Source organism: Deinococcus malanensis, assembly GCF_014647655.1.
GTDB classification, from domain to species: Bacteria; Deinococcota; Deinococci; order Deinococcales; family Deinococcaceae; genus Deinococcus; species Deinococcus malanensis.
Map to the genome: position 1 here is coordinate 39,311 of NZ_BMPP01000005.1, position 12,692 is coordinate 52,002.

10 protein-coding genes are annotated in these 12,692 nt (G+C 64.3%); 5 read left to right on the forward strand and 5 right to left on the reverse strand.

Annotation, left to right across the window (positions count from 1 at the left end; genetic code table 11):
- Window positions 1-129: 129 nt before the first annotated feature.
- From IEY49_RS07085 to IEY49_RS07095, 3 genes are all read left to right on the forward strand, one after another.
- The gene (locus IEY49_RS07085; protein ID WP_189005914.1) at window positions 130-1,632 is read left to right on the forward strand and encodes a SulP family inorganic anion transporter; all 1,503 of its coding nucleotides are present in this window, start codon (window positions 130-132) and stop codon (window positions 1,630-1,632) included.
- Between the two features lie 171 nt (window positions 1,633-1,803).
- A complete protein-coding gene (locus tag IEY49_RS07090; RefSeq protein ID WP_189005917.1) occupies window positions 1,804-2,886 on the forward strand; it encodes a quinone-dependent dihydroorotate dehydrogenase in 1,083 nt (360 codons plus the stop codon).
- Between the two features lie 406 nt (window positions 2,887-3,292).
- Complete coding sequence (locus IEY49_RS07095; RefSeq protein ID WP_189005920.1) at window positions 3,293-3,478, forward strand: hypothetical protein; 186 nt, start codon at window positions 3,293-3,295, stop codon at window positions 3,476-3,478.
- Between the two features lie 53 nt (window positions 3,479-3,531).
- On the opposite strand, the gene IEY49_RS07100 is transcribed toward IEY49_RS07095, so the two are convergent.
- The 3 genes from IEY49_RS07100 to pyrR are packed head-to-tail and all read right to left on the reverse strand — an operon-like array spanning window position 3,532 to window position 6,286.
- Window positions 3,532-4,788 carry a dihydroorotase gene (locus tag IEY49_RS07100; protein ID WP_189005923.1) on the reverse strand — a complete coding sequence of 419 codons (1,257 nt, stop codon included), beginning with the start codon at window positions 4,786-4,788 and terminating at the stop codon, window positions 3,532-3,534.
- Window positions 4,789-4,790: 2 nt separating this feature from the next.
- Window positions 4,791-5,738, reverse strand: coding sequence for an aspartate carbamoyltransferase catalytic subunit (locus IEY49_RS07105; protein WP_189005925.1), 948 nt, complete (start codon window positions 5,736-5,738; stop codon window positions 4,791-4,793).
- Complete coding sequence (gene pyrR / locus IEY49_RS07110) at window positions 5,735-6,286, reverse strand: bifunctional pyr operon transcriptional regulator/uracil phosphoribosyltransferase PyrR (RefSeq protein ID WP_189005927.1); 552 nt, start codon at window positions 6,284-6,286, stop codon at window positions 5,735-5,737. The genes IEY49_RS07105 and pyrR overlap by 4 nt, the downstream gene beginning before the upstream one ends.
- 376 nt (window positions 6,287-6,662) lie before the next feature.
- Here pyrR and IEY49_RS07115 point away from each other — a divergent pair, with 376 nt between their 5' ends.
- On the forward strand, window positions 6,663-7,154 hold the full coding sequence (locus IEY49_RS07115; protein WP_189005929.1) for an Hsp20/alpha crystallin family protein: 492 nt from the start codon (window positions 6,663-6,665) through the stop codon (window positions 7,152-7,154).
- 411 nt (window positions 7,155-7,565) lie between these two features.
- Here IEY49_RS07115 and IEY49_RS07120 read toward each other — a convergent pair whose 3' ends face one another.
- The gene (locus IEY49_RS07120; protein WP_189006548.1) at window positions 7,566-7,970 is read right to left on the reverse strand and encodes a response regulator; all 405 of its coding nucleotides are present in this window, start codon (window positions 7,968-7,970) and stop codon (window positions 7,566-7,568) included.
- 187 nt (window positions 7,971-8,157) lie between these two features.
- Here IEY49_RS07120 and IEY49_RS07125 point away from each other — a divergent pair, with 187 nt between their 5' ends.
- Window positions 8,158-9,975 carry a diguanylate cyclase gene (locus tag IEY49_RS07125; protein WP_189005938.1) on the forward strand — a complete coding sequence of 606 codons (1,818 nt, stop codon included), beginning with the start codon at window positions 8,158-8,160 and terminating at the stop codon, window positions 9,973-9,975.
- Between the two features lie 209 nt (window positions 9,976-10,184).
- On the opposite strand, the gene IEY49_RS07130 is transcribed toward IEY49_RS07125, so the two are convergent.
- Window positions 10,185-12,581 carry a putative bifunctional diguanylate cyclase/phosphodiesterase gene (locus IEY49_RS07130; RefSeq protein ID WP_189005941.1) on the reverse strand — a complete coding sequence of 799 codons (2,397 nt, stop codon included), beginning with the start codon at window positions 12,579-12,581 and terminating at the stop codon, window positions 10,185-10,187.
- Between the last annotated feature and the right edge of the window lie 111 nt (window positions 12,582-12,692).

Consider the following 12,692-nt stretch of genomic DNA (forward strand, 5'->3'; position numbering starts at 1 on the left):
ACCTTACACAGGAACTGCGAGAGACGCCCCTGACGATAACCGAATTCCAGCATGTCCGCGCCCTGCGCACCTGCTTTTCAGCTGCTTTTTTAAGCGGCCGGTGATCACGGCACCAGCGAGGTGCATTTCATGACGACCATTTCCCCTCCCGAACGTTCCAGGCTCCAGGTCTATCTGCACGAGTGGTTCCAGAACCCGCGCGGCGACCTGCTGTCTGGTCTGGTTGTGGCCCTGGCCCTGATTCCCGAGGCGATCGCCTTCTCGATCATCGCCGGGGTGGACCCGCAGGTGGGTCTCTATGCCTCGTTCACCATCGCCATGGTGATCGCCTTTATCGGCGGGCGTCCGGCCATGATCAGTGCCGCGACCGGCGCGATGGCGCTGCTGATGGTGGGGCTGGTGCGGGACCACGGACTGGAATACCTGTTTGCTGCCACCCTGCTGACCGGGGTGCTTCAGATCTTCTTCGGCTGGGCGCGGCTGGCCCGGTACCTGAAGTTTGTGCCGCGCCCGGTGATGACCGGATTCGTGAATGCGCTGGCCATCCTGATCTTCATGGCCCAACTGCCGCAGTTTGCCGGGGCGAACTGGCAGATGTACGCCATGGTGGCCGCCGGGCTGGCCATTATTTATCTGCTGCCCCGCGTGTTCCGGGCGGTCCCGAGCGCCCTGGTCGCCATCGTGGCCCTCAGCGTCGTGGCAGTCCTCACCGGCGCGGACGTGAAGACGGTCGGTGATATGGGTGAGTTGCCCCGCGCCCTGCCACCCTTTCACCTGCCACAGGTGCCGCTGAATCTGGAGACCCTGAACATTATCTTTCCGGTAGCGCTGACGCTGTGCTTCGTGGGTCTGCTCGAAAGTCTGCTGACCGCGCAGCTGATCGATGAGCGGACCGACACCACCAGTGACAAGAACATCGAGTCACGCGGGCAGGGCATCGCCAACATCGCCACCGGGTTCCTGGGCGGCATGGCCGGCTGCGCCATGATCGGCCAGAGCATGATCAACGTGACCAGCGGCGGACGTGGACGGCTGTCCACCTTCGTGGCAGGTCTGTTCCTGCTGCTGCTGATTCTGGTCCTGCAGCCGCTGCTGGTGCAGATTCCCATGGCGGCCCTGGTCGCGGTGATGATCGTGGTCAGCGTCAGCACCTTCGACTGGGGAAGCCTGCAAAGCATGGCGGTGCATCCGAAAGGGGAGACCCTGGTCATGCTGGCGACGGTGCTGGTGACGGTCCTGACCCACGACCTGTCGCGCGGCGTGCTGGTCGGCGTGGTGCTCAGCGCCCTGCTGTTTGCCCGCAAGGTCTCGCAACTGTCCAGCGTGACGCACAGCGAAGCTCCTGACGGCACCTGCACCTACCGGGTCAGCGGGCAACTGTTTTTCGTCAGCACCCATGATTTCGTTCAGCAGTTCGACTTCACTGCTCCGGCGCGGCAGGTGGTGATCGATATGACCGATGCCCACTTCTGGGACGGCTCGTCGGTGGCTGCGCTCGACAAGGTCGTTCTGCGTTACCGTCGTCAGGGCACTCCGGTCGAACTGCTCGGTCTGAATGAGGCTTCCGCGACCCTGATCGAACGGCTGGCAGTGCACGACAAACCGGATGCCAGGACTGCGGCTGGCCACTGATGATCCGGTAACTGGGCCGGCAACAGAGGAGTTAGAACAAGATAACCCAGAGGAATCCTGCCGGGCTCAGTTGATCGTCCAGCACCGGGGACAGAGCTGTCAGGCGCCTTCTTCCGGCAGTTTCGGCGCACTCAAGCTGCCATAACCCCCAAACGCCTATCCTGGGAACCGATGTACCGCCAAGTGATCAAGCCCGCGCTGTTCTGCCTGGACGCCGAGGACGCCCACCACCTCACCGTGAACGCCCTGGCATTGGCTTCTCGCGTTCCCGGCTGGCCTGCCGTGGCCCGTCGCCTGAGCGCTCCTGCCGACCCCCGGCTGGTGCAGACGCTGTGGGGGCATACCTACACCTCACCGGTTGGTCTGGCGGCCGGCCTGGACAAGAATGGCGTGGCGGTGCCGGCTTTCAGCGCCCTGGGCTTCGGATTTGTCGAAGTTGGTACGGTGACCCCACAGCCTCAGGCTGGTAACGAACGGCCGCGGCTGTTCCGCCTGCCCCCCGACGGGGCCCTGATCAACCGCATGGGATTCAATAACGCGGGCGCCGAGGCGCTGCGTGCACGGCTGTCGCGTCTGGGGCGGCGAACGGTGCCAGTGTGGGTCAATATCGGCAAGAACAAGCTGACGCAGGACGCGAGCCAGGACTACGTGGCCTGCGTGAAGGCGCTGTATGACGTGGCTGACGCCTTTGTGGTGAACGTCAGCAGTCCCAACACGCCGGGCCTGCGTGCGCTGCAGGCCTCCGCGGAACTTGAAGTCCTGCTGCGCGCCGTGCTGAACGAGGCAGAAGCTCAGCGCCTGCGCACGGCCCGGCGGACACCTCCGGTGCTGGTCAAGCTGGCCCCGGATCTGCACCCGGCGGATTTCGAGGCCAGCGTAGGCGCAGCCATGAATGCCGGGGTCCAGGGGCTGATCGTCAGCAACACCACGCTGTCACGCGACGGCCTGACGCACACGCACCGTGAGCAGGCCGGCGGGCTCAGCGGGCGGCCCCTGACCCGGCGGGCGACAGCGCTCGTGCGGGATGCCTACCGTCTGACCCGGGGCGCAGTGCCCATCGTGGGCGTGGGCGGCATCTTCTCGGCGGACGACGCCTATGCCAAGATCCGGGCCGGCGCCCGTCTGGTCGAGGTCTACAGCAGCCTGATCTACGAGGGCCCTGGCCTGCCTGCCCGCATTCACCGTGGTCTGGGCCAGTTGCTGGAGCGTGATGGTGTGGGCCGTATCGGTGAGGCCGTCGGAGCCGACGCTTGAGTCTTGCCTGAGGTTGCAGGACACCCCAGGTCACCGGTGCGCCCGATATGGGTACAGGGCTGGCCTTGGTCTTTTGGGGCCCATCCGCTGATCTGATTCAGGCGCGGACACAGCAGGCCAGGGTGCTCAGCGGCTACGCGCACCTGAATCCCCATCTTCTGCGGATGGTATTTGGGCCTGATACGCCCCCAGGTCGCCACCACGCCCACTGCCCGCAGGCCGATGCTGACGCCTGGTTTGCAGTCAAGGACCGCGCGCAATTCGTCCGGTAGTTTCGGTGGCGGCCAAGCCGTCTTCGGCTGAAGGTTCGGGTGGTCGCGCTTAACGCTTCCCCAAGAGGAATGAGGGCCTTCTGACCCGGCAGGTGGCTCTGAATGCCAGCATGAGGCTCCAAAAGGAGCGACACATGACTGATCCCGGTGACCTCGCCACGACCGACAGCAACGATCCCGAACGCGCCGATCTGCCCGCCGCCAAGACCGAACGGCTCAACCCGGGGATCGGTGAAGACGAGAAGGACACGGTCCTTCGTCAGCACGAGAAGGACCAGGGGAAGCTCAACAGCCAGAACCCTGATCCGCTCGACCTGTAAACAGAACAGCCGCCTGCATCCCTAAAAGGAGCGGGCGGCTGGGTTTTGTGTCTTCAGTCCTGACGCTGGTAGGCCACTTTTCCGTTCACGACCGTCAGGGTCGGCCAGCCTCGGAGGTTCTCTCCTGCCCAGGGGGTGAACTTCGCCTTGCTCTTGAAGCTGGCGGGATTCACTTCGCGTTCCCCCTGCAGGTCCAGCACGACCAGATCCGCCGGAGCGCCTTCATCCAGGGTCGGCTCCGGCCAGCCCATCACGCGCGCGGCTGCTCCGGTCATCAGGTCCAGCAGTCGCTCCAGACCCAGCTGCTCACCGAAGCGGGTCCACATCAGCGGGAAGGCCAGTTCGATGTACGCGATGCCGCTGGGCGCTTCCAGCAGGTCGCGTTCCTTCTCCGCGCGGGTGTGCGGCGCGTGGTCAGTGGCAATACAGTCCACGCTGCCGTCCAGCAGCCCCTGCAACAGATGGTCGGCGTCCGCCTGGGTGCGCAGGGGCGGCGCGACCTTGTAGATGGCGTCGAACGAGCGCAGCTTCTCGTCGGTCAGCGTCAGGTGATGTGGGCAGACCTCGCAGGTGACTGGCAGGCCGCGCCCCTTGGCCTCGCGCACGATGTCCAGCGCGCGGGCGGTGGACAGGTGCTGCACGTGCAGCCGGGCGCCGGTCTGCGCCACGATCTCCACATCCCGCGCCACTCGGGCGGCCTCGGCAGCGGCCGGGTTGCCCGGCAGGCCCAGCGCTTCGGACACCGGGCCCTCGTTCATCACGCCGTCGGCCCGGAGGGTGGCGTCCTCGGCGTGCACGCTGACGACCATCCCCAGGCTGCCGGCATATTCCAGGCCCAGGCGCAGGGTCCGGGCGTTCTCGTTGGTTAGGCCGTCATCGGTGAACATGGCCGCGCCCGCTTCTTTCAGGGCCGTCAGTTCCGCCAGCTGCTCGCCTTTCTGGCCGCGTGTCAGGGCCGCAGCCGGGCGAAGACGCGCGAAGCCCAGGCTATTGGCCTTCTCGATCAGCGCGCGCACGATGGCCGGATCGTCCACCACCGGACGGGTGTTGGGCATCGAGACGACCGTGCCGTAGCCCCCCGCCGCCGCCGCTGCCAGCCCGGAGGCGAGATCTTCTTTTTCGGTCTGACCGGGTTCCCGCAGGTGGGCGTGCAGTTCGATCAGGGCCGGGGCCACCGTGCCGCCTTGGCCGTCAATGACCTCACCCAGCTCGCCCAGGTTCCAGCCCCTGATGACGCCGCCCTCGACAGTCACCGATTCCAGGGCGTCAGACCCGACGCGGCGCACGTTCTTGATGGTCAGTTCCTTCATGGTTACTCCCGGCCCACCAGCAGGTGGTACAGCACACTCATCCGCACGGCCTGGCCGTTCTCGACCTGTTTCAGGATCCGGCTTCTTCCGCCGTCGGCCGCGTCGCTGCTGATTTCCAGATCGCGGTTCATCGGGCCGGGATGCAGCACGATGGCGCCGCTTTCGGCGTGTTGCAGCAGTGCCTCGTTCACCTGATAGGTGTCGGCGTACTCCTGAAGGCTGGCCAGGAAGCCGCCGTTCATGCGCTCCTGCTGCAGGCGCAGCGCCATAACGGCGTGGGCCCCGCACACCGCTTCACGCGGGTCGCTGGTGACGGTGACTCCAGGCAGTGCGGCCAGATCACGCGGCAGCAGGGTCGCCGGGCCGCACAGCACGACCTCGGCGCCCAGCTTGGGCAGCAGTTCGGCGTTGCTGCGGGCCACGCGGCTGTGGCGGATATCGCCGATGATGGCCACGCGCTTGCCCTCCAGACTGCCGTACTCCTGGCGGATGGTGTAGGCGTCGAGCAGCGCCTGGGTCGGATGGGCGCGGCGACCGTCCCCCGCGTTGATCACGGGCTTGCCGCTGTACCGGGCGACCAGATGTGCGGCCCCGGCGGCGTGGTGACGAACGATATAGGCGTCTACCTTGTAGGCAGTCAGCACCTCCATGGTGTCGCGCAGGGACTCGCCCTTGCTGACGCTGCTGCTGCCCGCCGCGAAGGTCATGACGTCAGCGCTCATGCGCCGCGCGGCCAGTTCAAAGGAGGTGCGGGTACGGGTGCTGTTCTCGAAAAAAACGGTGCATACGGTCAGGCCCTGCAGCGCCGGGACCTTTTTCACCGGTCGGTCGAGCACCTGACTCATGGTGTCGGCGTTGTCCAGCAGCGCGGTCAGGCGCTCGGGGGTCCAGTCATGAAAGTCCAGCAGGTGGCGGGGGCGCGGCCCTGGGGTGGAGGTGGCCGAGGTCACTTGAGGTCCTCCAGGTCCCACAGCTCCACGCTGTCCACGCCGTCCGTTTCATGCAGCTTGACCTTCACGACCTCGCTGGCGGCGGTAGGCAGATTCTTGCCCACGTAGTCGGCTCGGATGGGCAGCTCGCGGTGCCCACGGTCCACCAGCACCGCCAGCTGAATGCCAGCTGGGCGTCCCAGGTCAATCAGAGCGTCCAGCGCGGCGCGCACGGTGCGGCCGGTGTATAGCACGTCGTCCACCAGCACCACGCGGCGCTGCCCCAGGTCGAAGGGCACCTGGGTCTCGCGGATGATCGGCTGATGCGCCACCTCCGAGAGGTCATCGCGGTACAGGGTGATGTCCAGCATGCCGGTGGGAATCGTGACGCCTTCCAGTTCACTCAGTTTGGCGGCCAGGCGCTCGGCCAGCGGAATGCCACGGGTGTGGATGCCAATCAGGGCGAGATTCTCGGCGCCCTTGTTGCGCTCGATAATCTCGTGCGCAATGCGGGTCATGGCCCGCCGGACCTCATCGGCCGTCAGGATGGTGGCTTTTGGAGCGTTCAAAGCAGGCTCCGCAGCACAAAAAAAAGGCCGTCCAGCGCAGGCTGGCGGCAGGTCATCAGGTCAGTCATGGGGGCTCCTTCTCCTGCCTCACGGGGCGGGTGCCGGCTCACGGGCCGGCTGAGAGAGGGTGGTGACGTCTAAGGCACGCGGGCATGGTGCCGGGGCCGCCAAGGAGTCTAACAGTCCGGTCGCTGCCTGCGGCTCTGGTCTTGTCCGGTGATGGCGATCATGGGGCAATAGGATTCCAGGTCCGGATTCTTCAGACGCACTAAACTTGACACGTTAACACTCAGGTTTTATAGTTTTTGCAGACAGGCGAGGAGCGGGCCGGACAGCCCAGCCCGACCTGTGCCTCCAATCCACAGGAGGCCACACCATGATGCGATTTGATCCCTTCCGTGAAATTGAAGAACTGACTCAGCGTATGGACCGTGCCTTCGGCAACTCTGGCGGCCAGGGTGCCCGTCTGGCCCCACCCGTCGACGTGCACGAAGATGCTCAGGGCCTGGAACTGACCCTTGACCTGCCTGGCGTGTCGCCCGAAAGCATTCAGATCGAGGCGGAGAACCAGACGCTCAGCGTTCAGGCCGAGCGCCGTTACTCCCGCACCGACGGCCGCACCGCCCACCGCGTCGAGCGTCCCTACGGCACCATGAGCCGCACGTTCAGCGTGCCGGCCAAGTACGATCTGACCAAGGTCGAGGCCGACTTCGACCATGGCACCCTGACCATCCGCGTTCCCCGCAGTGAAGCGGCTCAGAAGCGCTCGGTCAGCGTGCGGACCGCCGGTCAGCTGACCTCGCCTAGGACCGTGGAGTCTGGTGATGCGGACAGGGCGGCGGGCAGTGAAGTGGCGCAGGCTGGTTGAACTCAGTCCTGAAGAATGGCCGGAGCTCAGGTGCTCCGGCCATTTCCTTTGCACCGGGGCCTGCTGAGCGTTGTCGGAGACGTGTGAACACTTCGCAGCCATCCTGCCGAACAGCGGATCAGGCGCTCGTGGCCCCGTTGCGAGCAGGTATTGTGCGAAGCCCGCGACAGCTCTACCGCCACCGCGTGCCCAGGTTGATGGCCAGCCCCGATCATTTCTGCCGGATTCAGGTCTGAACTGTGATGATCAGCTGTGCCCCGTGGTGCTATGGCTTCAGCTGAAAATGTTTACGCGCTGGGCAGGGGAGACATGCATTGACACTTCTGCGCCGTAGCCCCTCTGCTGGCTGTTGGCAGCCAGTACCCAGTCCGCCACTACCCCGCCGCAGCCGCTTTCCTCCTGGCCCCTTTGTTACTCGCGGGCAACCTGATTTTTCTGCCAGAACGCCAGGAAGGTATCGATCTGCTGAACAAACTGCTCGAACTCCTGCGCTTTAACCAGATAGGAGCTGGCGTGCAGGGTATACGCTGCCCGGACGTCCGACTTGGCACCCGAGGTCGAAAGCATCACGACCGGCAGCAGGGCCAGCTCGGGATCTGCCTTGAGTGCGGCCAGCACCTCGAACCCACTCATTCCCGGCATGTTTACATCCAGCAAAATGACGTCTGGCTGAACCTCTTTTCGTCTCAGCAGGTCCAGCGCGGTTTTCCCGTCCGTGACGCACGTCAGAGTGCAGTCCGGACACAGCTGCTGAAATGCCTCCTCGGCCAGCAGCTGGTCTGCCAGATTGTCGTCAATCAGCAGAAAATGGTGCAAGAGGTTCACTGCTAAATTATAAAGGTTAAATAAAAAAATCGGGGATGGTTTGTCACATTCCTGAAACTGCTGGCACAATCCCGGATTGGAACAGGCTAATCTGTAGCCTACACAGCTGTAAGGGCATGGAAAGAGGCTTTACCATAGCTTAATCCTGGCTACTGTTCGGTATGCCTCGGTGAACCTCATGCGTCTGTCTACCCTTATCCTGCGCACTTTCAGCGTCCTCTGGCTTTTTACGTTGCTGGGGGGGGTAGGGGTGTATGTCAGCATTGAACAGAACAACCGTCTGGTCAGCGAAATCCAGCAGGAGCAGGAGGAAATTACCCAGATCACCGCGCTGCTGAACAGTGTGCTTGATCTGGAAACGGGACTGCGCGGCTATCTGCTGACCGGCGAATCGGCGTTTCTTATGCCTCACCTGGCGGCCAGGACCCGGCTGCCACGTGAACTGTCGGAACTGGAACGTCAGCTGATGACCGACCACGTCGATCCTGAACATGCTGCCGAGCATCTTCAGGTGGTTCAGAAAGTGGAGCGGCAGGTTGAGCAGTGGCTCGACGAGGCGGCACGCCCGCAGCTTGCTGCGTACCAGAAAGATCCTGCACTGGCGGTCGCTCTGGTCAAGACCCAGAGGGGCAAGGTGGTGGTCGATGCCATCCGCAGGGAGCTTCTTGGCCTGAGCGAACATCTGACGCGGGAGGTGCAGCAAAAGGAGACCCTCAATCAGGCGAATCTGAGGCGCCTGCAGCTGTTTGCCCCTCTGGGGGTCCTGTTCGCGCTGCTGGTGAGCATCTTCTTCAGTGCCCGGCTGGCTTCGGGGGTCGCGCAGGTGTTTGACCGCCTGCGCACCTCGACCCGCGAACTGGCCTCCGGAAACCTGACCACCCGCGCCCCGCTGAGCGACCTGCACGAGCCGCGCCTGCTGGCCGAGGATTTCAACCAGATGGCAGGGGCCCTGGAACGCGCACAGAACGAGGTCGCCGACCGCAACATGATTCTGGAACGGCGGCACCGCGAAGTCAGTCAGCTCGCTGAACTCAGTGACGCCCTGCAATCGTGCCAGGACAAGGAAGAAGGGTACCGCGTGCTGAGTCAGGCGTTGCCGCACCTCTTCAGTGGCTGGAGCGGCACGTTCCTGACCCTGAAGTCGTCAAAGAACCTGCTGGAAACCCGCGCGGTGTGGGGAGACGTTGCGCTCGACACCGTGGGTACGGTTCGTGACCCGGATTCGTGTCTGGCCCTGCGGCGCGGCCATGCCTATGAGCCCACCGAACTCAGTCCCACCTGTGCCCATCACGACGGCCAGGCGGGCATGTACCTGTGTATTCCTCTCCTGGCGCAGAACGAGGCTCTGGGGGTTCTTCAGCTTTTCGGCGGGCCGGAAGCCGCGTCGGTGCCCGAGCACGTCCGGTCCTTTGCCCTGACCGTCGCCCAGCAGATCTCGCTGGCCATCGGCAATCTGCGCCTGCGGGAGACCCTGCGCCAGCAGAGCATCCGCGATCCCATGACGGGGCTGTTCAACCGCCGGTATCTGGAAGAGACCCTGGAGCGCGAACTTCACCGCGCGACGCGGGCCCAGCAGTCCGTGAGCATTCTGGCGGCGGATATCGACCACTTCAAGAGATTCAACGACACCTTCGGCCATGAGGCGGGCGACGCGGTGCTCATGGCGGTGGCCAAAACCATGCAGGAGTTTTTCCGGGCCGAGGACATGATCTGCCGGTACGGCGGCGAGGAGTTCATCATCGTGCTGCTCAATGCCTCGCACGAGGATACCCTGGCCCGGGCACATGCCTTCCGGGAGAAAATTGCCGAGCTGACGGTGAACTACGAGCGTCAGGCGCTTGGACAGGTCACGGTCAGTCTCGGGGTGGCGACCTATCCCGAGCACGGCACCGACGCCGGAGTGCTGATCAATCAGGCCGATCAGGCGCTATATCTGGCCAAACAGCAAGGCCGCAACCGCGTCGAGAGCGTGACGGCCCTCCGGCCTCTCCGCTAGCCCGCACAGCCTGGGGAGCCTGCAGGGGAACAAAGATGCGTCTTGCGGCCTGATGGGAGCGCGGAGCCGCTGCTTTTGTGGCGGTTGTCAGGCAGGAGACTCACGGGACAAAGCGCTGACTCAGGACTGCACCTGTGAGCTCTTGGGCTGGCCGTGCTGACGAAGGCATGCGGAGTTCAGGGTTTGGCTGCTGTGATTGCTTCCTGAAGTCAGTTTGCCTGCTCTTCCGGCCCGGGTGCACCGTGCGGCAGTGCGTGAGCAGCGTCTGGCTGTGTGGCGCGGTTGGTTTCCTGCACGAAGGCCAGAAATTCAGCGGATGGCAGGGGTTTTGAAAACAGGTAGCCCTGTCCCAGATCACACGACAGCGTCTGAAGGCTGCAGCACTGCTCCGGCGTCTCGATGCCCTCGGCCACGATCCGCAGCTTCAGATGATGGGCGATGCGCACGATGGCCTCGACGAAGGTCAGGCCGTCGTCCTGCATGGCCCAGATAAACGACCGGTCGATTTTGACGATATCGACCTGCAGGGTGCGCAGATAGGCCAGGCTCGAGTACCCGGTTCCGAAGTCGTCCACTGCCACCTGGATGCCCAGCGCCCGCAGCTCTCTGAGCTTGATGTTCGACGCCGCGAAATCCGAGAGCAGCGAGCCTTCCGTGAGTTCAAGGGTCAGGGCGCTGCCCGCCAGACTGTGGCGCTGCAACGTCGCCTGTACCTGCGCAACAAAGTCGTCGCGCTCGAATTGCAACGGTGAGACGTTGACGGAAACACCCAGGTCCGGTTGCCCGGCGGCCCGCCACTGACGGACCTGATCCACTGCCGTATCCAGCACCCAGCTCCCGACGGCGTGAATCAGGCCCCGCTGCTCGGCAACAGGAATGAAGGTCGCCGGAGAGACGATACCCAGCACCGGCGAAGTCCACCGGAGCAGCGCCTCGGCGGACCGGACCTGCCGGGATGCCAGCGAAACCAGGGGCTGGAAATGCACGCTCAGCTCACCGCGCTCGACGGCGCCCCTGAGCTGAACTTCTATGCGGTGAATCTCGGCGGTCTGCTGTTCGATCTGCTGGTTATAGAACTGCATCCCGTTGCGGCCCCGCCGTTTTGCCTCGTACATGGCGATGTCCGCGTTTCTGAGGGCCTCGCTGGCTGTGGAGCTGTCTGCCGGGCACAGGGTGACCCCGATGCTGGCCGAGACAGACACCGTTTCGTTCCCGACCGCGAATGGGCGGCTCAAAGCCTGAAGTACCCGGTACCCCATGTCACTGACCGCCGAGGTGTGGTCAATGCCGGTGGCCATCACGACAAACTCGTCCCCGCCCTGCCGCGCCACGGTGTCCCGGGGACCGACCTCACCCTGAAGTCGCCGCGCCACCTCACGCAGCAGATCGTCGCCAGCGGCGTGGCCATGAATATCGTTGACCGATTTGAAGCGGTCCAGATCAATGAACAGCACCGCCACCCCACAACGGGTGTCTGCGCGGAGAATGGCCTGTTCCAGCAGGTGCAGCAGGAACGACCGGTTCACCAGACCAGTCAGCGGATCGTGTTTGGCCTGCAGGTCAAGGTCGCGTTGCAGCCGCCGGGCTTCCTGCTGGGTCAGGAACTGCCGGACAGAGGAGAGCACCACCACCACAAAGGCCATCAGGATGACGCCGTCAGCCTCGTGGTCGGGAAACAGGTAATGCAGCGCGGCGAGGCTCAGGGCCATCGCTATGGCCAGGTAGGGGAGGGCCAACTGGCCGAAAGCCGCCGCGCGCAACCACCCCTGGGTCAATTGTTCCCAGCGGACGCGCCGGTGGGTCAGGGTCACTCCAGCCAACGCAGCGGCCAGTCCAAACAGGGTCGTGGCAGCTGTCCAGAACAGGTCCAGGCTAAAGCCGACCTGATAGGTTCCTGCGGCGGTCTTGATCTGGTAGCCGGCGTCAGCGACTAGCAGGCTCAGCAGTCCGGCAGTCAGCGCAAGGGTATCGGGCCCCGCGAATTCGCGGGGGCGCCACACGCAGAAGACGGTCAACAGCGCGATCAGGAGCAGATCTGCCGCCGGGTAGGCCACACCGACAGCCATCGCCAGGGCACTGCCCTGATGGCCGACGATGCTGCGGCCAATCGCCACCTCCCAGTAGGCGCCCGCCAGGGCGGAAACGATAATCAGGGTATCAAGGGCTAGAATCGGCCTTTGCTGACGCGGCACAGGCGAACGGCTGAGCAGCAGCAGCCCGATGATGAAGCACGGAATCAGGGCCAGGAAGAAAGCGTCGGCCATCGACGGGTATGGCGAGGAGAGCTGAACAAGGTCCAGATGTGTGTAGATGATCTGCCCGGCGGCCCAGCCCAGCTGCCCGCCGCCGAACCATATCCAGGACGCCCGCTGCGCCGGGTGCCGGGCCGCAGCGCGCAGGGCCAGCACCGCACTGATGACAAAAGGCGGCAGGAAAAAAAGATTCCCAGCCCATTCCCGTACCAGTTCAGAGCGGTGAGGAAGCAGAATAAAAGCCAGGTGGGCCACTGCGAAGCCAAGCAGCAGCGCGACCAGCTGCCGGTCGAAGCGTGACGGCAACAGCGAACCCAGGCCGGCAGGCGGGCGCCACGCGACGATTCGGCTCATATCTGTGCAGTCTGCGCCGCGTCAGGTCTCTTAACTCTTACGGTAGGCATCAGAGGTGGGGACTCCTCCGGTACGTGTCGTGTGCGGGACAGTCCAGCCATGTTATCCAGT